The organism is Nonomuraea sp. NPDC003709, assembly GCF_040610775.1.
Lineage (GTDB): Bacteria > Actinomycetota > Actinomycetes > Streptosporangiales > Streptosporangiaceae > Nonomuraea > Nonomuraea angiospora_A.
On the sequence record NZ_JBEXMW010000006.1, the window covers coordinates 144,074 to 162,730 of the forward strand.

The window sequence follows — 18,657 nt, forward strand, 5'->3', positions numbered from 1 at the left end:
GCACTGACCTGTCTAGAGCCAGCCGGCGTCGCGAGATATGCGGATGGCGTCGATGCGGTTGCGCCCGCCCACCTTGCTGATCGCGTTCGACAGGTAGTTGCGCACCGTGGCCTGCGAGAGCGAGAGCTGGGTGGCGATCTGGGCGACGCGGTTGCCGCTCGCCGCGGCGCGCAGCACCTCGGTCTCGCGGGCCGTCAGCGGGCTGCTGCCGGTCTCGAGAGCGGCGGCGACGAGCTCGGGATCGATCACCCGCTCCCCCGCCGCGATGCGCCTGATCCCGTCCGTGAGGGTCTGCGCCGGGGCGTCCTTCACGATGAAGCCCTTGACGTGCACCTTCAGCGCGCGCAGCAGGTTGCCCGGCTGGCTGAGCCCGGTGAGCACGAGAGTGCGGCAGCCGGGAAGCCGCGCGGACAGTTGCTCGGCCGCCGACAGCCCGTCCAGGCCCGGCATGTCGATGTCCAGCACCGCGACGTCGGGGCGTACCCGCAGCGCGGCGTCCAGCACCTCGTCCCCGCGCTCGATCTCGGCGACCACCTCCATGTCGTCCTCCAGCGACAGCAACGCCACCAGCGCGGACCTGATCATGTGCATGTCCTCGGCGATCAGCACGCGGATCACGCGACCTCCTCCGGAACCTCGACCGACAGCCGGAACCGGCCATCACGGACACCGGCCTCGGACGAGCCGGACACGGCTTCGGCGCGCTCGGCCACCCCGGCGAGCCCGGAGCCGCTCCCAAGGCCGGCGGCGCCGCGGACGCCGTCGTTGACGATCTCCAGCCGTATTCTCCCGTGCTGCCGGGAAAGCGTGATGGTGCAGGAGCCGGCCTCGCTGTGGCGCAGCAGGTTCGTGGTGCCCTCTCTGACGGCCCAGGCCAGGGCGCTCTGCGCGGACCCGGGCAGCGACCGCAGGTCGGCCACGTCGAGCCGGGTCTCCACGCCTGCGGCGCCGAGCAGGGCCGCGGCCCCGTCGATCTCCGTACGCAGCGACACGGCGTGCTGGTCCCGCGTGATCGCCCGTACGTCGTGCAGCGCGTCGCGGGCCACGCCGGTCAGGCTCTCGATCTCGGCACGGGCGGCGACGGCGTCCCTGGTGAGCAGCCGCAGCGCCAGGTCACCCTTGAGAGCGATCGCCGACAGGCTCTGGCCGAGCAGGTCGTGCAGGTCGCGCGAGACCCGGATCCGCTCCTCGCCGACGGCGGTCGCGGCCAGCTCGGTACGGGCGCCGTCCAGCTCGTTCAGCAGCCGGACCAGGCGGGCGCCCCCGACCAGAGCCGCGGCGTACAGGCCGGTGACGACCACCGCGTACAGGCCGAGGAGGACGGCCTGCGGGATCGTGCCCTGGCTCTGCAGCATCGTCAGCACCTCCCTGGTGGCGTTGGCCGTCAACTGCAGCGTGGCGGCCGCCGCCAGCACCCACCCGCCGCGCAGCAAGGTCATCATCGAGGCGAGCGCGAAGATCCCGAGGGCTTCCCAGTTGGAGCCGAGCCACCAGATCGGCAGGTCCGCGAGCAGCACCAGCGCCGCGAGGCTCCAGGGCCAGCCCGCGGGACGCTCGCCCCGGGCCGCCGCGAGGCTGTGCCGCAGCTGGATCGCGCCGGCCGCGGCGGCCCCCAGGATCGCGGCGACCGGGTTGCCGGGCGGGCCGTCCATGCCGAGGATCGTGTAGACCGGCACCTGCAGGGTCAGCGGCACGTGCAGGGCGATCAGCGGCCAGTGCGGGTGCCGCAGGACCCAGCGGGGCGGGATGGACGCGGTCATGCCGGTATCTCGATCGTCTCGGTGGCCTCGCCGGTGCGCAGCTCCAGCCGTAGGCGACCGTCCGTGGAGGTCACCGTGATCGTGCAGGAGGGTACGGTGTCGGCGCGCAGCAGCCGGGTGACCGTCGCGCGCAGCGCGGCCCGGGACTGCGGGGCGATGGCGTCGGGGACGCCGCCGCGCGGGAGTTCGAGGCGGGTCTCGATGCCGGCCGCGGCCAGCAGGGTCGCGGCGGTCTCCAGCTCGGCGCGCAACGACGGCTGACGGTAGCCGCGTACGCGCTGCCTGGCGTCGGCGAGCGTACGTCTGGAATCGTCGGCGAGCGCGGCCAGCTCGTCCGACAGACCCTCGGGCGCGGCCGCCCCGAGCCTGCGCCCGGCCTGTTCCCCGCGCGCCGCGATCGACTCCAGCGCGCGGCCAAGGCTCCGGCGCAGATCGTCGTCGAGGCGGCGGCGTTCCTGTGCCACCGCCTGCTGGGCAAGCAGTTCCCTGGCCGCCCGCAGCCGTGTCAGCGCGGCGGGGAGCCAGACCAGCAGCAGCAGCGCCGCGCTCCCACCCAGCACCGAGAACAGCAGCCACGGCGCCGTCGTCCACGGCAGCCCCAGCGCGTAGGCAATCGGCGCCGCCGCGGCCGCCACCGTCACGTACACGATGTACGACCACGGCGCCGGCAGCACCAGCAGCGCCGACACCACCAGGGCCGCGTAGGACCGCGGCCACATGTTCCCGGCCAAGGGAGTGGCGCCGAGGATGACGGCGGCCATCACGGCGAACGTCCAGACGCCGGCCGGTGGCCGCCGCGCGTGCGCCGCGTACCAGACGTGGCGCAGGTGCAGCGGCAGGTACGTCACCACCGCCGCGAGGCTCCACAGCCCCGTGCGGGTGTCGTTGCCCATGTAGCCGAACGCCAGCATCACCTGCACCACCGGCAGCAGGGCACTGCAGGCGACGGCGCCGACCGGCGCCAGCCGGACGACGCGGTCGGATCGCCACAGCTCCGCCAATCCTCCCACCGCCCGTCCTCGCGTCCTGGCTGACCAGAGTAGAGGCCGCGGCCGGGTGCCGGATCCGGCGCGGGTGGGCGTCCTGGACGGGCCGGCATGCCCGCGACCTGGATCCGCTCCGATCGCGCGGCGGCGCAGGCGGGGGGCTAGAGCAACGGTGTCGTGACCGTTCAAGGGAGAGACGATGCGCACCACGAGCGTGAGGGGATCAGACTTCTCCGGCGTCGATGACCCGGCCGAGGTTGTCCAGCTCGTTGCCGCGGCCGGCCGTCAGGCGCTGGGTCCACTCCTCGTCGTGCATCGCGTCCATGGTCATGACGACGTGGACGCCGTCGCCGGTGGACTGGATCTCGACCACGGTGAGGAAGTCGTACGGATCCACCCCCGGGATGAAGTCGGCCAGCGAGGTGTAGGAGAGCCGCGTGGGCTCGTCCACCTCGACGAAGGTCTTGCGCGACTCGGTGCTCAGCGGCAGCCCGGCGCCCTCCATGAACGCGATCTGCTCGGGCGCGGTCGCGGTCATCGTGTAGATCAGCTCGCCGCCGGGCCGCAGGTCCAGCTTCCCGACGTTGACCGTGAAGCCGTCGGGCGACCACCAGGACTCGATGCCGGCACCGGTGGTCCACAGCCGCCACACGTGCTCGGGCGTGGTCGCGTAGGTGCGCTCGATCCGGACGGTCTTGGCCACGGGCGAGACGGTCATGATTGCTCCCTTTGAGGTGCGGTTACGCGAACGATCCTCCTCGTGAGGGCCCGTGGCAGACAGATGTAAATGTCACGAGACAGGTGATGAGTTTCGGGCCGGCCGGGCGGTGCACCCGGCCGGCTCCGACCGCTCGTGGCCGCCGTGCCGATCACCAGCGGAGTTCCGTCACTTACGGCCTACTCCCTTATTCACTCCAGGCCGCCGTCCGACGGGTCGGCCGCGCTGAGGCGCAGGATCGGGTCGAGCAGGCCCGGGAAGCGGTCGCTCAGATCGTCGGCGCGCGGCCGGATCCGCCGGTGCCGGCCGTCGACGGTCATGGTGATCAGCCCGGCCTCGCGCAGGATCCGCCAGTGGTTGGACAGCGTCGACAGCGGCACGTCCAGGCCGTCGGCGAGAGCGGAGCAGGTCGACTCGGGGTTGTCCCAGGCCCGCCGTACCAGCTCCAGGCGCACCGGATCGCCGAGCGCGTGGAGGACTGGCGCGAGCGTCAACGACTCGCGGGCCGGCTGGGGTAGCGGTCGCATGCCCTCCACAATACAACGCTTCGACACTTCGGAATTATCGAACTATGGTGTGCCAGAGCATCCGCCCCATGAGAGGGAGCAGCTTTGACCGCACACGGAAGCACGAACCGGACAGCGTTACTCGCAGTGGCCTGCCTGGGCCAGTTCATGGTGCTGCTCGACAGCACGATCGTCGGCGCGGCGCTGCCCGACATGCAGCAGCGGCTGCACACCCAGCTGACCGGCCTGCAATGGATCGTCGACGCCTACGTGCTGCTGGTCGCCATGCTGTTGCTGTCCGGCGGCGTCTTCGCCGACCGCTTCGGCCGCAGGCGGGTCTTCCTGGCCGGCGTCGTGGTGTTCACCGTCGCGTCCGTGGTGTGCTCCGTCGCACCCTCGATCGGCTGGCTCATCGCCGGCCGGGTGGTGCAGGGCATCGGGGCCGCGGCGCTGAGCCCCGCCTCGCTGGCCCTGCTCGCCGCCGCGTATCCCGTTCCGCAGGAACGGGTCAAGGCGATCGGACTGTGGGCCGGATTCAGCGGGATCGGCCTGGCCGCCGGACCGTTGGCCGGCGGCATCCTGGTGGACGCCTTCGGCTGGCCCGCCATCTTCCTCGTCAACGTGCCCATCGGCGCGATCCTGCTGCTGGTCGGTATGCGCGTCCTGAGCGAGTCCCGCAATCCGAACGCGCCGGCGATCGACCTCCCGGGGACGGTCCTGTCCGTCCTGGGCGTGGGGGCGCTGACCTTTGGGCTGATCGAGGGCGGCTCCCGTGGCTGGACCTCGCCGGTGATCCTGGGCACCTTCGCCGCCGCGGTGGCGATCCTCGCCGCCTTCGTCGTCGTCGAAGGACGTGGTGCGACGCCGATGCTGCCGCTGCGGCTGTTCCGGCAGCGGCTGTTCACGGTGTCCAACACGGCGATGGTCGTGGTGGGTTTCGCGCTCATGGGTTCGTCCTTCTTCTTCTCCCAGTTCTTCGTGTACGTCCAGGGCAGTTCGATTCTGCTGGCCGGCCTGCAGACCTTGCCGGCCTCGCTCGCCATGGTGATCGTCAGCCCGTTCGCGGGCCGGTTCGCGGCCAGGTACGGCTTCCGGATCGTGGTCACCATCGGCCTGGCGCTGGCCGGGCTGGGGCTGCTGGCGCTGGGCTTCGTGCACGCGGACACCGGCTACGGGAACGTGTGGTGGCGGCTGGCCATCGTCGGCGTCGGTTTCGCCCTGACCATGTCCCCGCTGACCGGCGCCGCCATCCAGGCGGTCAGCCCGCAGGAGGGAGGCCTCGCGTCGGGCATCAGCAGCACCACCCGGCAGATCGGCGCGGTGCTCGGCGTGGCGGTGCTGGGAGCCGTCGTCCGCACCCGTGAGGCCGGCGGCGCGTCCTTCGAGGCCGGCCTCGACAGTGCCTTCGTCGCGGCCGGCGTCGTCACCCTGGCCGGCGCCGTGTTCACCGGCCTGTGGCTGGTGAGGTCCGGGCCCGCGGAGGTCTCCACGCCGCAGGCACCCACGGTCACGACGCCGTCCGGATGAGCCGTCAACCGGTCCCGCTCAGGGGAGCTGACCTGCGAGGGCTCTGTCCCAGTCGACCGTCTTGGCCCACTCGGCGTAGCTGTGCCAGCGCACGGCGGGGTACGTGGCGTGCAGGGTCTCGATGTCGAGGAAGTCGGTGTTGTTCTCGAAGCTCTCGAACATCGTGGCCACCTCCTCGCCGGCCCACTGCCGCACCATCTCCAGCGGCAGTTGCTGGTACGGAATCTCCCGGCCCAGCACCTCGCTCAGGATCCGGGCCGCCTCCTGCCCGGTGACGCGGTCGGAGGCGATGTCGATCCGCTCGCCGACGAGCTCATCGGGGTTCTCGATCGCGTGTACGGCCATGCCGGCGATGTCCAGGACGCTCACCTGGTCGAGCGGCTTGCCGGGAGTCAGCGGGTTGGCGAGGATGCCGTCGCCGAGCCGGCTGAAGCCGAGGTTGAGCGCGTTCTCCATGAAGTACACCGGGCCGAGCACCGTCGCGCGCACCGGTAGCTCGCGTAAATACGCCTCGATGAGCTGCTTGCTGTCGGCGTGGTCGACGTTGGTGGCCTCCAGCCGGTCGCCGCCCCGTACGGACGAATACACCAGGTGGGCGTCGAGGCGGGCGACGGTGTCGACGAGCAGGCGTCCCTGCGCCACCTCCTCGTCCTTGCCGCCCTCGCCGAACGGCACCGAGAGGCCGAAAACCGCGTCGGCGTCCGTACAGGCCCGCTGGAGCGCGTCGGGATCGGCGAGGTCACCGGTGGCGAGCCGCGCCCCCTGAGCAGAAAGCGCCTTCGCGGCCGGGGACTCCTCCGAGCGCACGTACGCCACCACCTCGTGACCGCGCTGCAGAAGCAGGTCGGCGACGGCGCCGCCCTGCCTGCCGGTGGCGCCGATGACGACGATTTTGGTCATGACAAATCTCCATGGTTGGGATGAGAGGCGATCCAGAACAGGCGGGCGGGCCGCCCGCGATCAGCAATTCTGGGATCTCAACCGCGGTTGAGGTCAAGCAAGGACGAGGTTCTTGAAGTAGGCGGCGCTCTCCGCGTCCTCCGGGTAGTACGACTCGATCGCGACCTCGTCCAGCGTGATGTCCATCGGGGTGCCGAACGTCGTGGTGGTCGAGAACAGCCGCAGTTCCCGTCCGTCGAAGTTGAAGATCATCGGGATCACGACCTCGGACTCGATCGGGTGGCCCGCGTCCTCGGAGCCGGGTGCCAGCAGCTCCTCGTAGAGCGCGGTGAGCTCGGGGTCGGGGGCGGTGGCGAGCTGACGCGCGATCCTGGTACGGAGCACCACGCGCATCTCGGCCAGATTGACGATCCGAGGGGCGAGCCCGCGCGGGTCCAGTCCCAGGCGCAGCATGTTGATCGGCGGCCGCAGCAGGTCGGGGGCGACGTCCGCGAGGAACGGGCCAAGAGCGCGGTTGGTCATCACGATGTTCCACCGGCGGTCGATGACCAGCGCCGGATACGGCTCGTGCGCGCGGAGCACCCTCTCGACCGCGTCCCGGGCCGCCGACAGCGCGTCCCCGGCGAGCGGCCGCTCGGCGTAGCGGGGTGCGAAGCCGGCGGCCAGCAGCAGCCGGTTGCGCTCACGCAACGGCACCTCGAGCTGATCCGCGAGCCGGAGGATCATGTCGGCGCTCGGGTTGGACTTGCCGGTCTCCACCAGGCTGACGTGACGAGCCGAGACGTCGGCGGCGATCGCGAGATCGAGCTGGCTGATTCGCCGGCGATGCCGCCACTGCCGCAACAGCTCCCCGACCGTGTACATGCCCGTCGATGCTACTCCTCGTGGCGCCGGGCGCCATGAAATGCGAGTTCATCGACAACCGTGGGCGACGGTCGAAACACTGCCGCCATGACTACGCAGAACCTGACCACAGACAACAAGAGCATCGTCCAGCGGGCGCTGACGGCACTGGTCGCGACGGGCGACGTCGATGCGCTCGCGCCGTTGCTGAGCGAGGACTTCGTCCATCACCGGCCGGGTCCGACCTCGTCGACCAAGGCGGAATGGCTCGCCGCCGTACACGCCGCGCTCGGCCCGCTCGCCGGCATGCAGGTCGAGATCCATCATGTGCTGGCCGAGGGTGATCACGTCGTGATGTACTCGCGACGCCGGCTCCCCGGTGCCGGGCCAGAGATCGCGGTCGTCGACATCTGGCGGTTTGACGACGGGCTGATCGCCGAGGCGTGGGAGATCATCGAGCCGGTGGCCCAGGTGGCCGCCAATCTGGTGTGGTGGGAGTCCGCCTGAGCGATCAGCGGCGGCGTAGCGACGGGTCGAGCAGGGAAGGCGGGGTGTCGTACTTCTCCTCCGGGGCCAGGTCGACGCCGGGCGCGACGATCGTGTCGATGGCGTCGAGCACGTCGGCGGAGAGCACCGTGTCGGCGGCGGCGAGGTGCGAGCGCAGGTGGTCCAGCGTGCGGGGGCCGATGATCGCGCTGGTCACGGCCGGGTGCGCGGTCACGAAACCGAGCGCGAGCTGGATCATCGTCAGCCCGGCCGCGTCGGCGACCTTCGCCAGTCGCTCGACCGCGTCGAGCCTGGTGCGGTTGGACGGGATGGAGGTGTCGAAGCGCCGCGGCATGAACGCCGAGCGGTTGGTGGCGATCTCCCGGCCCTGCCGGATCGCGCCCGACAGCCAGCCCGAGGCCAGCGGGCTCCACACCAGCACGCCGAGCCCGTACTGCTCGGTCACGGGCAGGACGTGGCTCTCGATCCCGCGCTGCAGGATCGAGTAGCTGGGCTGCTCGGTGACGTAACGGCTCAGGTGGTGTTCGCGGGCGGCCCATTGGGCCTGGACGACGCGGTGAGCGGGGAAGGTCGAGGAGCCGAAGTAGCGGATCTTCCCCGCGCGCTGCAGATCGGTCAGGGCCGACAGCGTCTCCTCGTCGCTGGTCGTCGGGTCCCACCGGTGGATCTGGTAGAGATCGACGTGGTCGACGCCGAGGCGGCGCAGGCTGTTGTGCAGCTCGGTGACCAGCCAGCGGCGCGAGCCGCCCTGATGGTTGCGCTCCTCGCCCATTGGCAGGCTCGCCTTCGTGGCCAGCACGATGTCGTCGCGGCGGCCGGCGATGGCCTTGCCGACCATCTCTTCCGACTCGCCGTCGCTGTACATGTCGGCGGTGTCGATGAGGTTGATCCCGGCTTCGAGGGCGGCGTCGACGATGGCGGTGGCGTCGTCCTGGGTGGTGCGTCCCATCCTGCCGAAGTTCATCGCGCCGAGCACGAGGGAGCTGACCTGTACACCGGTACGGCCCAAGGTGCGGTACTGCATGACTCTGTTCCTTCCGATTTAAACGGAACCGTGTTCCGATAAAGATAGGGAATGTGGTTCCGTTTTGGCAACTTGCCTGTGCTGTGCATGCGGAACTGGTTTCCGGAAGTGCGGTGTTGACCTTCCCCTAGGGTGAAGCCGCAGCATCGTCGGTACCGGCCACGGGGGCCGGGACGAGGAGGAATGGTGCGGCTGCTGACGATCGGGGCGTTCGCTCGGGCCGCGCGGTTGTCGCCGAAGGCCCTGCGGCTCTACGACCAGCTCGGGTTGCTGCGACCGGCCGCGGTGGACGGCGAGTCCGGATACCGGTTCTACGATCCGGGACAGCTGGAGCGGGCCCGGTTGATCGCCTGGCTGCGGCGGCTGGGCATGCCGCTGGCACGCATCCGGCGGGTGTGCGACCTGCCGGCGGGCGCGGCGGCCGAGGAGATCGCCGGCTACTGGGAGCAGGTGCTGGCCGAGACCGCCGCCCGTGGAGAGCTGGCCACGTTCCTCGTCGACTATCTGTCGGGGAGGGGAAGCACCGTGGAAGAGACGGCGACGATGCTGGGAATCCGTTACGCGGCCCGGTCGGAGTCGGGCCTGGTGCGTACGAGCAACCAGGACACCGCCTACGCCGGCCCCCGGTTGCTGGCAGTGGCCGACGGGGCCGGCGGCTCGGGCGGGGACCTGGCGAGCGCGGCGGCCGTCGACGCGCTCAAACCGCTGGAGACGCTGGCCGTAGCGGCCGAGGACCTGCTCGGCGCGCTCGCCGAGGCGGTCGGAGAAGCCGACCGGGCCATCGGGGAGATCGCCGCCTCGACGCCGTCGGGTGAGGCGGTGACCACGTTGACCGCGCTGCTGTGGTCGGGGTCGCGGCTGGCGCTGGTGCACATCGGTGACACCCGGGCGTACCTGGTGCGGGACGGCGAGCTGTTCCAGATCACCCATGACCACACCTATGTGCAGGGGCTGGTCGACGAGGGCCGGTTGACCGTGGAGGAGGCGGCCTCGCATCCGCAGCGCGCGCTGCTCGCACGAGCGCTGACCGGAACGGGCGGGGCCCGGCCGGAACTGTCGCTGCACGCCGCCGCGGCCGGCGACCGGTACCTGCTGTGCTCCGACGGGCTGTCCACCATCGTCCCGGCCGGAGCGCTGCGCGCGGCGCTGACCGGGCCCGGCGCCCCCCAGCAGGTGCTCGACGAGCTGGTGGCGCTGGCGTACGCCGCCGGCGCCCCCGACAACGTCGCCTGCGTCGTGGCCGACGTGGTGAGCCTGGACGCCGATGAGGCCGGACGGTGATCACCTCAACGGCCCGGTCGCTCGGCGCCTACACCGTCGACCGCCGCCCGCTGGCCATCGCGGCCTACCGGCGCTTGTGGGTGTCATCGGCGGTTTGCGCCGTCGGGGGTTCGTTCAGCGTGGTCGCCGTGCCGGCGCAGCTGTTCACGGTGACCGGCTCCTCGGCGGCCGTGGGCGTGGCGGGGGCGGTGTCGTTCGTCGCGCTGGTGGTGGCGGCGTTAGGGGTGGGCGCGCTCGCCGATGTCATGGACCGGCGAAAGGTGCTGCTGGCGGCCCACTGCGGCCTGGTGCTCACGTACGTGGCCTTCTGGGCCCAGGCCGTGCTGGGCGGACGTTTCGTCCCCGTCCTGATGGTGCTGGTCGCCTGCCAGGGACTGTCCTTCGCCGCGATCATGACCACGATGGGCGCCGTGGTGCCCCGCCTGGTCCCGGTCGAGCTCCTGCCGGCGGCCAACAGCCTCAGCGCCCTGACCCGCTACGCCGGGTCGATCCTCGGACCGGTGCTGGCCGGCGCCTTGATACCGGTGGTCGGGCTCGGTGCGCTGTACCTGTTCGACGCCGTCGCGCTGCTGGCCGTCGTGTGGGCGGTCGTCAAGCTCCCGCCGCTGCCGCCCCGGCCCCACCCGGCCGCGCAGCGCCGCTCGGCGGCCGGGTTCCGGTATCTGGCGGCCAGCCGGCTGCTGGTGGCGGTGCTCCTGGTGGACCTCGCGGCGATGGTCTTCGGCATGCCGACGGCCCTGTTCCCGGAGCTCGCCCAGCAGACCTACGGCGGGCCCGCGGGAGGCGGCCTGGAGCTGGGGCTGCTGTACGCCGCCTATCCGGCCGGAGTGGTCACGGCCGGGCTGATGTCGGGCACGTTCACCCGGGCCCGACGCCACGGCGCGCTCATGGCGGCGGCCGCCGCGGCGTGGGGCATCACCGTGGCGCTCCTCGGGCAGGCCGCCCAGCTGTGGCTCGCCCTGGTGGCGCTCGTCCTCGGCGGTGCGGTCAACTTCGTCCTGAGCACCTTCCGCAACGCCATCACACAGGCGCACACCCACGACTCCATGCGCGGCCGGATCCAGGGCTCGCTCACCGTCGTCCTCTTCGGCGGCCCGCACCTCGCGAACCTGCTGCACGGGGCCGCCACCTCGATCCTCGATCACCGGCTGGTGATCTGCGTCGGCGGGCTGCTCACCACGGTGACCGTGGCCGTGGTCGCATGGGCACTGCCGGAGCTGCGCAACTACACCGCCGGCCCCTGAGAGGCGACCGAGACGACGTGGCGGACGGACGACGGGTCGTCGATGAGGTCGAGCATGCAGTGGGCCACGTCGGCGCGGGTGGTGCTGAGTCCTCCTCTGATGTTGAGGTCCCGTGCGGTCCGGTACCGACCGGGCCGCTCGGTGTCGAGCAGCCGGGAGGGTCGCACGATGGTCCAGTCCAGGCCGGAGGCGCGCAGCAGCTCCTCCGCCTGGGCCAGGTCGGTGTAGGAGTGGCGGAGCAGGCGTTGCACGATGAGCGGCTTGAGCACGTACCGGGTGAAAACGCCATCCCCCGCGTCGGCGACCAGGCCGCTGGCGCTGACCAGCAGCATGCGGCGGGCCCGCGCCTGGGTCATGGCCTGGATGATCGAGGTGGTGCTGGCGCTGTGGACGGTGGTGGGGCCGCGATCGCGCGTGCCCATCGCGGACAGCACGGCCCCGCAGCCCTTGACCGCCGGGACGATGGCGTCGGGGTTCATCACGTCGGCCTCGACGACGTCCAGCCGCCCGCGCAGCTCGGCGGGCAGCCGGGACGCGTCGCGTACGACGGCGGTGACCTCGTGGCCGAGACCGAGGGCCTGGCGCAGGAGCTGCAGGCCGATACCGCCGGTCGCGCCGAAGACCGCGAGTCTCATCAGTGTCGCCCCTTTCGGTAGGTGAGTATTCACTCACCTTACCTCGCGGGGACGGATCAGGCGAAGACCGTGCCCGCCTCCGTGAACAGGGCATTCAGCGCGCGCATGCCGCGCCACGCCTTCGTCAGGCCGAACTGGGCGGAGAAGCGCACCACGGCACGCGCCTCCTCCGGCGTGGCACCCGCCTTCAGGGCCCGCGTCACATGGACGCGGAAGCTCTCCTCCAGCGTCTGGAAGAGCACGTCGACGGTCATGGTCGCGAACGCGCGCTCGCGAACGGTCAGCCGCCGCATCCCCGCGCGCATGCGCGACTGCAGGTCCATGTAGTCGGCGAAGGCGGGGTCGAGATTGCGTACGGCCTGCCGGGTCGGCGCGGGGATCGGGCTGGTCAGCCCGTCGGCGTCGATCGGATGCCCGTCGCCCGTGGGGCCGGGCAGGCCCTGCTCGCGTTCGATGTCGACCAGGCGGGCCAGCGCCGACAGGGCCGCCGGGTAGCCGCTGTCGTAGGCGATGAAGCGCAGGAGTTCGCGCAGGTCGTCGGCGGACAGCCCGTTCTCGTACGCCATCGCCACGTGCGCCTCGAAAGGCAGCCCGAGGGTCTGCTGGCAGACGTCGCCGACCAGGGACAGCAGGATTTTCTCCCGCATGGACAGCTCGGTGATCTCCTCCCAGATCATGCGGTCGGTGGCCTCGCTCATCTCCGCGAACACCGGGTCGAGCGTCTTGGCGTGGACTTTCATCGAGCTCCTCGATAACTGTACGGCTGTAGCGCTACGACTGTAGTGCAACGCCCGTCTCGTTACAATGGCTCCCATGAACGCGACCAACCCCCGCTCACGGGGCCGCAACCCCCGAGGTCAGGGCGAGCGGCTGCGCGAGGACATCGTCACGGCCGCCGTACGGCTGCTCGACGAGCTCGCCGACGACCAGGCCCTGTCGATGCGCGCGGTCGCGCGTGAGGTCGGCATCGCCGCCACCTCCGTCTACATCCACTTCGCCGACCGCGACGCCCTCGTCCTGGCCGCTCTGGAGCAGTGCCACCGCGACCTCGTACGCGCCCTCGACCAGGCCGAGACCGCCGCCGACCCGGTGGCGCGGCTACGCGCCCGGCTGCTCTACCTGGGCGACTGGGTACGCCGGCACCCGGGCCTGTACAAGGTCCTCCACGAGAGCACGCTCAACCAGCGGGCCAGCATGGAGTTCAAGCAGGAGCTGGGCGAGCGCACCACGGCCGCGGTGCGGCGCTGCATGGACGCCGGGCTCGCCGCCCCCGGCGACGCCGCGGAGGTCTCGCTCGACCTCCGGGCGGCGGTGCACGGGGCCGTGTCGATGCGGGTCAACCAGCCCGACCTGCCCTGGCCGCCGCTGGAGGCGCAGATCGACCGGTTCCTGATCAAGCTGGCCGGGATCTCTCTGGGCCAGACGCTTTGATCTCCCGGGCCGCCGGGTGATAAAAGGTTGATTGGTGCGATTCCAAGGTGCGGCGGTGACAGCCCGCCGGTTCTGCCGGTTCCGGCGGGACGACTCGGTGCGACTCCGGGCCACGCGGTGACACCCCGCCACCTCTCGGGCCTGTCCGGCCCCTGGTTCCCGCTGTCGAGAGGTGGTGTCGCATGTTCACCGGAAATATCCAGGAAATCGGCACGGTGGTGGCCGTCGACGAGGCGCGCATCGCGGTCAGTGCCCCCGGGGCCGCCGCCGGCGCGCCGGGTTCGATCTGCCTGAACGGCGTGGGCCTGACCGTCCTCCGGGCCGCGCACGAGACGCAACCGCTGGAGGCCGGGCTGTCGGCGGAGACGCGGCGCAGATCGACCCTCGACCAGATCAGGCCGGGCACGCGGGTCAACGTGGAGACCCCGTTGACGCTGGGCGACCCGCTCGCCGGTCACCTGGTCCAGGGCAACGTGGACGCCGTGGGCAAGATCGTGCGGATCGATGACGAGGGGGTCGCACGGCGCTTGTGGATCAAACCGCCCGAGCGCTTCCTCTCGCTGGTCGTCGCGAAGGGTCAGATCGCGGTCGACGGCGTCAGCCTGACCGTCGCCGAGGTGGCCCGCGACCGGTTCTCGGTGGCGCTGATCCCGCTGACGCTGCGGGCCACCACGCTGTCGGAGCTGTCCGTCGGCGATCGGGTGAACCTGGAGCCCGACCTGGTCGTCCGCCTGGCCCGCCGCCGCCTGCCCGACCTGGCGAAGTCGGTGACCGAGGTGGTCGCGGCGCTTCCGTGGGCCGGACGGCTCGCGGGCGCGCGCGGCGTGCAGCAGGCGCTCGCCCAGCTCGCCGCCGGAGGAGCCGTGGTGATCTGGGACCCTGAGCGGGAGAGCGAAGGCGACGTGGTGTTCGCGGGGGCCCGGTTGCGCCCGGAGGCGTTCACGTTCCTGCTCACCCAGGTGTGCGGCCATCCGACCGTGCCCTGCGCGCCCGAGGTCCTCGACCGGCTGGACATCGGCCCCGTCCCCGGCCCCGGCGACCGGCACGGCACCCGCCCGCACATCCCCGTGGACCTGACCTCCGGGACCGGCACCGGGGTCTCGGCCGCCGAACGCGCCGCGACCGTGCGCCGCCTGGCCCATCCGGACGCCAGGCCGGCCGACTTCCTGCGGCCTGGACACGTCTTCCCGCTGGCCGCCCGCCCCGGAGGGCTGGCCGAACGCGCCGGACACACCGAGGCGACCGTGGCCATGTGCGCGGCGGCGGGACTGCCGCCCGTCGGGGTGTGCTGCGAGGTCATGAACCCCGACGGCACCATGGCCTGCGCCGCCGACCTGGAGATCGCCGCCCTGCGCTGGGGCCTGCCCCTGCTGGACGTGGCCGACCTCGGGAAGCACCTGTGACCGCCAATCCGTACGAGTCGATAGGGCTCGGATACTCCCACCACCGCCGCCCCGACCCCCGGATCGCCGGCCTGATCGACCAGGCCCTGGGGCCCGCCCGGACGGTGGTCAACGTGGGCGCCGGGACCGGCTCCTACGAACCGCGCGGCCGGCAGGTCACCGCCGTGGAGCCGTCCACGGTGATGATCGAGCAGCGTCCCCCCGGCTCCGCGACGGTCGTCCAGGGCTATGCCGAGTCCCTGCCCTTCCCCGACCGGTCGTTCGACGCCGCGATGGCGATCCTCACCGTCCACCACTGGACCGACGCGGCCGCGGGCCTCGCCGAGCTGCGCCGGGTTTCCGCCCGGCAGGCCGTCCTCACCTGGGATCCCGCCGTCACGGCACGATTCTGGCTGGTCGCGGAGTATCTCCCGGAGATCGCCGAAGCCGACGCCCGGCTTGCCGCCCTCGAGGTCGTCGAGACCCACCTCGGGCGTGACGGCACGCCGGTGACCGTCGTCCCGGTCCCGGTGCCGGCCGACTGCACCGACGGGTTCCTGGGCGCGTACTGGCGACGCCCGCACTGCTACCTCGACCCGCAGGTCCGCGCCGCCATCTCCGCGCTGGCGACCCTCGACCAGGAGCGGGCCGAGGATGCGATGCGGCGCCTCGCCGCCGACCTCGCGACCGGGCGCTGGCACGAACGCCACCGGGCTCTCCTCGACGCCGGCACCCTCGACCTCGGCTACCGCCTGGTGACAACGTCCGGCACGGCCACCGCCTGATGATGGTCGGCGATCAGGCAGGAACGCAGAGGGCCGTCCCAAGCGGTCGAGACGCCGGCTCGCGTGTCCGAATCCCGGGAGGCCCAGGTCAGGTCCGCTTGCGGCACACCGCCGCTGCCTTGATCGCCGCCAAAGTCCGGAAAATGTCCGGTTACTGACCTGGTCAAGCGCGTTTCCGCAAGCCAAAATCAGTGCGGTGTTTCGCCCCTGATCATCGACACCGACCGGCGGCCGGCATCGAGTGGCCTGGCCCCCGAACTTCGGGAAGATCACAAAGCACTTGGAGGTGCAGCGATGGACACACCCGCGTATGTGAAGGCCGTTGTCGAGCAGACGGGCGCGTTCGCCGATTGGGTGCACGGCAGGGATGCGGCGGCCCCGGTGCCGACCTGTCCGAAGTGGACGCTGGCCGATCTTGTTGACCATGTCGGCGGGACACAGCGTATGGTAGCCATGCTCGTGGGTGCGCAGATGACCGAGCCGAGCAGGGCGTTCGCCGGCTACGTTCCGGGTCCGGCCGATTCGGGCCAGTGGCGCGCCTGGCTGAACGACGGCGCGGCCGAGGCGAGACAGGCGTTCGCATCGGTCGCCGATGACACGCCGGTGTGGGATCCGTCGGGCGGCGCCGCAGGCGTGCCGTTCTGGTCACGTCGGCTGTTCGGCGAGGCTTGCGTGCATCGTGCGGACGCGGCTGTGGCGCTCGGCATGCCGTACGAGTTGGCGCCGGAGCTCGCCGTTGCGGCCATCGAGGACTGGCTGGACACGATGGCGTCCCGCGGCTATTGGGAGAACAGGGCGGGCTTCGCCGATGCGATGCGCGGGGGCGGTCAGACTCTGCACTTCCACGCAACCGACGCGCCTGGGGAATGGGTGGCACGCCGGGAACCGGACATGGTCGTGCTGGAGCGCACGCACACCAAGGCGGACGTCGTGGTACGCGGCCCAGCCGTCGAGCTCCTGCTCGCGATCAGCAGGCGTCGCCCACTGGATGCGGCTCCTGCGCTGGAGTTGCAGGGGGATCGGGCGCTGCTCGACCACTGGATCGAACACATGGACTGGGTCACCAACGGCTGACCCACGCTCGGATGCGACCTCGCGCCCAGAGCGCAAGCCCGACGAGCCAGCCGTGGCCCAGCGGGTGCGCCGCAACTCGCTGCTCGGTTCGGTCCTCGAAATCACAGTAAATGTCCACTGGGATGATCTGTCGAGCGCAAGCCCCGTGGAAGGCGGAGGATGGCGATGGCGCCACCGTCGGGGGCGTTGGCCAGGGTCAGGTCGGCGCCGATGACCTGGGCCTGGCCCAGCGCGATCGTCAGCCCGAGGCCGTGGCCACGGCCGCGTTCGGCGGCGCCCGTGCGGAAGCGGCTCGGGCCGTCGGCGAGGAGCTCAGGAGGGAAGCCCGGCCCCCGGTCGCGGACCTCGATCACGTGGTCCCGGACCGTGATCTCCACCGGGGGCGCACCGTGGCGGTGGGCGTTGAGGACGAGGTTGGCGAGGATCCGGTCCAGGCGGCGCGGGTCGGTCTCGGCCACCGGATTCCCCGAGGCCGTCACGCGGGTCTCGACCCCCACCCGGGCCGCGGACTCCTCCGCCACCTCGGCCAGCGGCACCCGTACGCGCTCGGCGACCTCGGCGCCCGTGTCCAGCCTGGAGACCTCCAGCAAGTCCTCCACCAGCGAGCGCAGCACCCGGACCCGGTCGCGTACCAGATCGGTGGCCTCGCTCTCCTCCAGCAGCTCGACCGCGGCGACCAGGCCCATCAGCGGGGTCCGCAGGTCGTGGGCGACGTCGGCGGTGAAGCGCTGCTCGGCCAGCAGCCGGTGCTGCAGGCTCGCCGCCATGGAGTCCACGGCGGCGGAGATGCCGGCGATCTCGTCGCGCCCGCCCCACCGGGAGAGGCCCCGGCGGTCGGCGACGCGGGCGTCCAGGTCGCCGTCCGCGATCCTGCGGGCGGTGGCGGCGACCCGGCGCAGGCGCCGGTTGGCCAGCTCGGCAATGCCCATCGAGACCGGCAGCACCACGGCGAGCGCGGTCAGCGCGGCCCGGACCATGGCTCGGTCGAGGGCACTCAGCCCGCGCATGTCCGAGGTCATGTCGATCTTCGGGGCGGCCACGAGCCCATCGCCCACCGGCCATGCCGCCCACATCCACCGCTGTTCGGCCCGCAGGTCGTCGTACCAGGTGGCGGGCGACTCGACGGCCAGCCGCGCGCGCAGGGGCGGGGGCAGCTCGTCCACATTCATGATCGACTCGGTGTACGGGACCAGTCCCTCCTCGGGAGGAGCGTCCCTGCGGTGCTTGTCGGCGACCTCCGCGGCCGACACCAGCGCCCGCTCCTCGCCCAGCCGCATCGTGCGCTCGAGCGTCGTGCGGTGGACCAGGATCCCGACCACGGTCACGATCGCGCAGCAGGCCAGCGTGATCAGTGCCGCCAGCTTCCAGCGCAGCGAGCCCAGCATCACGACCTGCGCAGCTTGTAGCCGAACCCGCGCACCGTCTCGATCCGGTCCGTGCCGATCTTCCTGCGCAACCGCTGCACGCAGAGGTCGACCACGCGGCTGTCGCCGTCCCAGCCGTAGTCCCACACGTTACGCAGCAGCGTGGCGCGCTCCAGCACGATCCCCGGATTGGCGGCGAACTCCAGCAGCAGGCGCAGCTCGGTCGGCGCCAGTTCGACCAGCCGCCCGCCGAGCCGTACCTCCAGCGCGGCCGGGTCCACCGTCAGCTCCCCGAACGTCAGCACGCCCGATGAAGGGGCAGGAGCAGTGGTACGGCGCAGCAGCGACCTGATCCGGGCCACCAGCACCGGGATGTCGACCGGCTTGACCACATAGTCGTCGGCACCGGCCTCCAGGCCCGACACCACGTCCAGCGAGTCGCCGCGCGCCGACATCATCAGGATCGGCACCTGGCTGGACTCCCTGACCCTGCGGCACAGGCCGATGCCGTCCAGGCCGGGCAGCATCACATCCAGCAGCAGGAGGTCGTGGCCGCCCGCCCGGGCCGCCTCCAGGCCGCTCAGCCCGTCGGCGACGGTGGTCATCCGGTAGCCGTAGCGTTCCAGGGCCAGGCCGAGGGACTCACGGATCACCGTGTCATCTTCGACGAGCAGCAGAGATGTCATGAAA

20 protein-coding genes are annotated in these 18,657 nt (G+C 71.5%); 8 read left to right on the forward strand and 12 right to left on the reverse strand.

What is annotated here, in order from left to right:
* Nucleotides 1–12 precede the first annotated feature (12 nt).
* The 5 genes from ABZX61_RS19885 to ABZX61_RS19905 all read right to left on the reverse strand — a co-directional run bounded on the left by ABZX61_RS19885 (nucleotide 13) and on the right by ABZX61_RS19905 (nucleotide 3,991).
* Nucleotides 13–618, reverse strand: a complete 606-nt coding sequence (locus ABZX61_RS19885; RefSeq protein ID WP_192784114.1) for a response regulator transcription factor — start codon at nucleotides 616–618, stop codon at nucleotides 13–15.
* The gene (locus ABZX61_RS19890; RefSeq protein WP_355196397.1) at nucleotides 615–1,760 is read right to left on the reverse strand and encodes a histidine kinase; all 1,146 of its coding nucleotides are present in this window, start codon (nucleotides 1,758–1,760) and stop codon (nucleotides 615–617) included. The genes ABZX61_RS19885 and ABZX61_RS19890 overlap by 4 nt, the downstream gene beginning before the upstream one ends.
* Complete coding sequence (locus ABZX61_RS19895) at nucleotides 1,757–2,770, reverse strand: hypothetical protein (protein ID WP_355196399.1); 1,014 nt, start codon at nucleotides 2,768–2,770, stop codon at nucleotides 1,757–1,759. The genes ABZX61_RS19890 and ABZX61_RS19895 overlap by 4 nt, the downstream gene beginning before the upstream one ends.
* 199 nt (nucleotides 2,771–2,969) lie before the next feature.
* Nucleotides 2,970–3,464 (reverse strand): SRPBCC domain-containing protein, encoded by a 495-nt coding sequence (locus ABZX61_RS19900; protein WP_355196401.1) that lies wholly within the window; start codon nucleotides 3,462–3,464, stop codon nucleotides 2,970–2,972.
* Nucleotides 3,465–3,655: 191 nt separating this feature from the next.
* A complete protein-coding gene (locus tag ABZX61_RS19905) occupies nucleotides 3,656–3,991 on the reverse strand; it encodes a helix-turn-helix domain-containing protein (RefSeq protein ID WP_355196403.1) in 336 nt (111 codons plus the stop codon).
* Nucleotides 3,992–4,075: 84 nt separating this feature from the next.
* On the opposite strand from ABZX61_RS19905, the gene ABZX61_RS19910 reads away from it, so the two are divergent.
* The gene (locus ABZX61_RS19910; RefSeq protein WP_355196405.1) at nucleotides 4,076–5,497 is read left to right on the forward strand and encodes an MFS transporter; all 1,422 of its coding nucleotides are present in this window, start codon (nucleotides 4,076–4,078) and stop codon (nucleotides 5,495–5,497) included.
* A gap of 18 nt (nucleotides 5,498–5,515) precedes the next feature.
* On the opposite strand, the gene ABZX61_RS19915 is transcribed toward ABZX61_RS19910, so the two are convergent.
* Nucleotides 5,516–6,397, reverse strand: coding sequence for an NmrA/HSCARG family protein (locus ABZX61_RS19915; RefSeq protein ID WP_355196407.1), 882 nt, complete (start codon nucleotides 6,395–6,397; stop codon nucleotides 5,516–5,518).
* Nucleotides 6,398–6,490: 93 nt separating this feature from the next.
* The gene (locus ABZX61_RS19920) at nucleotides 6,491–7,261 is read right to left on the reverse strand and encodes a helix-turn-helix transcriptional regulator (protein ID WP_355196409.1); all 771 of its coding nucleotides are present in this window, start codon (nucleotides 7,259–7,261) and stop codon (nucleotides 6,491–6,493) included.
* Nucleotides 7,262–7,348: 87 nt separating this feature from the next.
* On the opposite strand from ABZX61_RS19920, the gene ABZX61_RS19925 reads away from it, so the two are divergent.
* Nucleotides 7,349–7,747, forward strand: a complete 399-nt coding sequence (locus ABZX61_RS19925) for a nuclear transport factor 2 family protein (protein WP_355196411.1) — start codon at nucleotides 7,349–7,351, stop codon at nucleotides 7,745–7,747.
* Nucleotides 7,748–7,751: 4 nt separating this feature from the next.
* On the opposite strand, the gene ABZX61_RS19930 is transcribed toward ABZX61_RS19925, so the two are convergent.
* On the reverse strand, nucleotides 7,752–8,771 hold the full coding sequence (locus tag ABZX61_RS19930) for an aldo/keto reductase (protein WP_355196413.1): 1,020 nt from the start codon (nucleotides 8,769–8,771) through the stop codon (nucleotides 7,752–7,754).
* 183 nt (nucleotides 8,772–8,954) lie between these two features.
* Here ABZX61_RS19930 and ABZX61_RS19935 point away from each other — a divergent pair, with 183 nt between their 5' ends.
* Together ABZX61_RS19935 and ABZX61_RS19940 are read left to right on the forward strand one after the other, a co-directional pair.
* Nucleotides 8,955–10,052, forward strand: a complete 1,098-nt coding sequence (locus tag ABZX61_RS19935; protein WP_355196415.1) for a MerR family transcriptional regulator — start codon at nucleotides 8,955–8,957, stop codon at nucleotides 10,050–10,052.
* Nucleotides 10,049–11,296, forward strand: coding sequence for an MFS transporter (locus tag ABZX61_RS19940; RefSeq protein WP_355196417.1), 1,248 nt, complete (start codon nucleotides 10,049–10,051; stop codon nucleotides 11,294–11,296). The genes ABZX61_RS19935 and ABZX61_RS19940 overlap by 4 nt, the downstream gene beginning before the upstream one ends.
* On the opposite strand, the gene ABZX61_RS19945 is transcribed toward ABZX61_RS19940, so the two are convergent.
* A complete protein-coding gene (locus tag ABZX61_RS19945; protein WP_355196419.1) occupies nucleotides 11,278–11,931 on the reverse strand; it encodes an SDR family oxidoreductase in 654 nt (217 codons plus the stop codon). The genes ABZX61_RS19940 and ABZX61_RS19945 overlap by 19 nt on opposite strands.
* 56 nt (nucleotides 11,932–11,987) lie before the next feature.
* Nucleotides 11,988–12,671: a carboxymuconolactone decarboxylase family protein gene (locus ABZX61_RS19950; RefSeq protein ID WP_350730538.1), complete on the reverse strand. Its 684-nt coding sequence runs from the start codon at nucleotides 12,669–12,671 to the stop codon at nucleotides 11,988–11,990.
* A gap of 73 nt (nucleotides 12,672–12,744) precedes the next feature.
* Between ABZX61_RS19950 and ABZX61_RS19955 the strand changes: the two genes are divergently transcribed.
* The 4 genes from ABZX61_RS19955 (at nucleotide 12,745) to ABZX61_RS19970 (ending at nucleotide 16,603) form a co-directional block, all read left to right on the forward strand.
* Nucleotides 12,745–13,362 carry a TetR/AcrR family transcriptional regulator gene (locus ABZX61_RS19955; protein WP_355196422.1) on the forward strand — a complete coding sequence of 206 codons (618 nt, stop codon included), beginning with the start codon at nucleotides 12,745–12,747 and terminating at the stop codon, nucleotides 13,360–13,362.
* Between the two features lie 182 nt (nucleotides 13,363–13,544).
* Nucleotides 13,545–14,765 carry a riboflavin synthase gene (locus ABZX61_RS19960; RefSeq protein ID WP_355196424.1) on the forward strand — a complete coding sequence of 407 codons (1,221 nt, stop codon included), beginning with the start codon at nucleotides 13,545–13,547 and terminating at the stop codon, nucleotides 14,763–14,765.
* Complete coding sequence (locus ABZX61_RS19965) at nucleotides 14,762–15,529, forward strand: class I SAM-dependent methyltransferase (protein WP_355196426.1); 768 nt, start codon at nucleotides 14,762–14,764, stop codon at nucleotides 15,527–15,529. The genes ABZX61_RS19960 and ABZX61_RS19965 overlap by 4 nt, the downstream gene beginning before the upstream one ends.
* Nucleotides 15,530–15,823: 294 nt before the next feature.
* Entirely contained in the window at nucleotides 15,824–16,603 is a 780-nt protein-coding gene (locus ABZX61_RS19970) for a maleylpyruvate isomerase family mycothiol-dependent enzyme (protein ID WP_355196428.1), read from the forward strand.
* 101 nt (nucleotides 16,604–16,704) lie between these two features.
* Here the strand turns inward: ABZX61_RS19970 and ABZX61_RS19975 are convergent, their stop codons facing one another.
* On the reverse strand, nucleotides 16,705–17,988 hold the full coding sequence (locus tag ABZX61_RS19975; RefSeq protein WP_355197064.1) for a HAMP domain-containing sensor histidine kinase: 1,284 nt from the start codon (nucleotides 17,986–17,988) through the stop codon (nucleotides 16,705–16,707).
* Nucleotides 17,988–18,653, reverse strand: a complete 666-nt coding sequence (gene cseB, locus ABZX61_RS19980) for a two-component system response regulator CseB (protein WP_355196430.1) — start codon at nucleotides 18,651–18,653, stop codon at nucleotides 17,988–17,990. Before cseB ends, ABZX61_RS19975 begins: the two co-directional genes overlap by 1 nt.
* Nucleotides 18,654–18,657 lie beyond the last annotated feature (4 nt).

What these genes read in the sequence shown, in the direction of transcription:
- ABZX61_RS19890 (WP_355196397.1), bottom strand. Translation starts at nt 1,760, where the DNA reads ATGACCGCGTCCATCCCGCCCCGCTGGGTCCTGCGGCACCCGCACTGG.
- ABZX61_RS19900 (WP_355196401.1), bottom strand. Translation starts at nt 3,464, where the DNA reads ATGACCGTCTCGCCCGTGGCCAAGACCGTCCGGATCGAGCGCACCTAC.
- ABZX61_RS19905 (WP_355196403.1), bottom strand. Translation starts at nt 3,991, where the DNA reads ATGCGACCGCTACCCCAGCCGGCCCGCGAGTCGTTGACGCTCGCGCCA.
- ABZX61_RS19915 (WP_355196407.1), bottom strand. Translation starts at nt 6,397, where the DNA reads ATGACCAAAATCGTCGTCATCGGCGCCACCGGCAGGCAGGGCGGCGCC.
- ABZX61_RS19920 (WP_355196409.1), bottom strand. Translation starts at nt 7,261, where the DNA reads ATGTACACGGTCGGGGAGCTGTTGCGGCAGTGGCGGCATCGCCGGCGA.
- ABZX61_RS19925 (WP_355196411.1), top strand. Translation starts at nt 7,349, where the DNA reads ATGACTACGCAGAACCTGACCACAGACAACAAGAGCATCGTCCAGCGG.
- ABZX61_RS19930 (WP_355196413.1), bottom strand. Translation starts at nt 8,771, where the DNA reads ATGCAGTACCGCACCTTGGGCCGTACCGGTGTACAGGTCAGCTCCCTC.
- ABZX61_RS19935 (WP_355196415.1), top strand. Translation starts at nt 8,955, where the DNA reads ATGGTGCGGCTGCTGACGATCGGGGCGTTCGCTCGGGCCGCGCGGTTG.
- ABZX61_RS19945 (WP_355196419.1), bottom strand. Translation starts at nt 11,931, where the DNA reads ATGAGACTCGCGGTCTTCGGCGCGACCGGCGGTATCGGCCTGCAGCTC.
- ABZX61_RS19950 (WP_350730538.1), bottom strand. Translation starts at nt 12,671, where the DNA reads ATGAAAGTCCACGCCAAGACGCTCGACCCGGTGTTCGCGGAGATGAGC.
- ABZX61_RS19955 (WP_355196422.1), top strand. Translation starts at nt 12,745, where the DNA reads ATGAACGCGACCAACCCCCGCTCACGGGGCCGCAACCCCCGAGGTCAG.
- ABZX61_RS19960 (WP_355196424.1), top strand. Translation starts at nt 13,545, where the DNA reads ATGTTCACCGGAAATATCCAGGAAATCGGCACGGTGGTGGCCGTCGAC.
- ABZX61_RS19970 (WP_355196428.1), top strand. Translation starts at nt 15,824, where the DNA reads ATGGACACACCCGCGTATGTGAAGGCCGTTGTCGAGCAGACGGGCGCG.
- ABZX61_RS19975 (WP_355197064.1), bottom strand. Translation starts at nt 17,988, where the DNA reads ATGCTGGGCTCGCTGCGCTGGAAGCTGGCGGCACTGATCACGCTGGCC.
- cseB (WP_355196430.1), bottom strand. Translation starts at nt 18,653, where the DNA reads ATGACATCTCTGCTGCTCGTCGAAGATGACACGGTGATCCGTGAGTCC.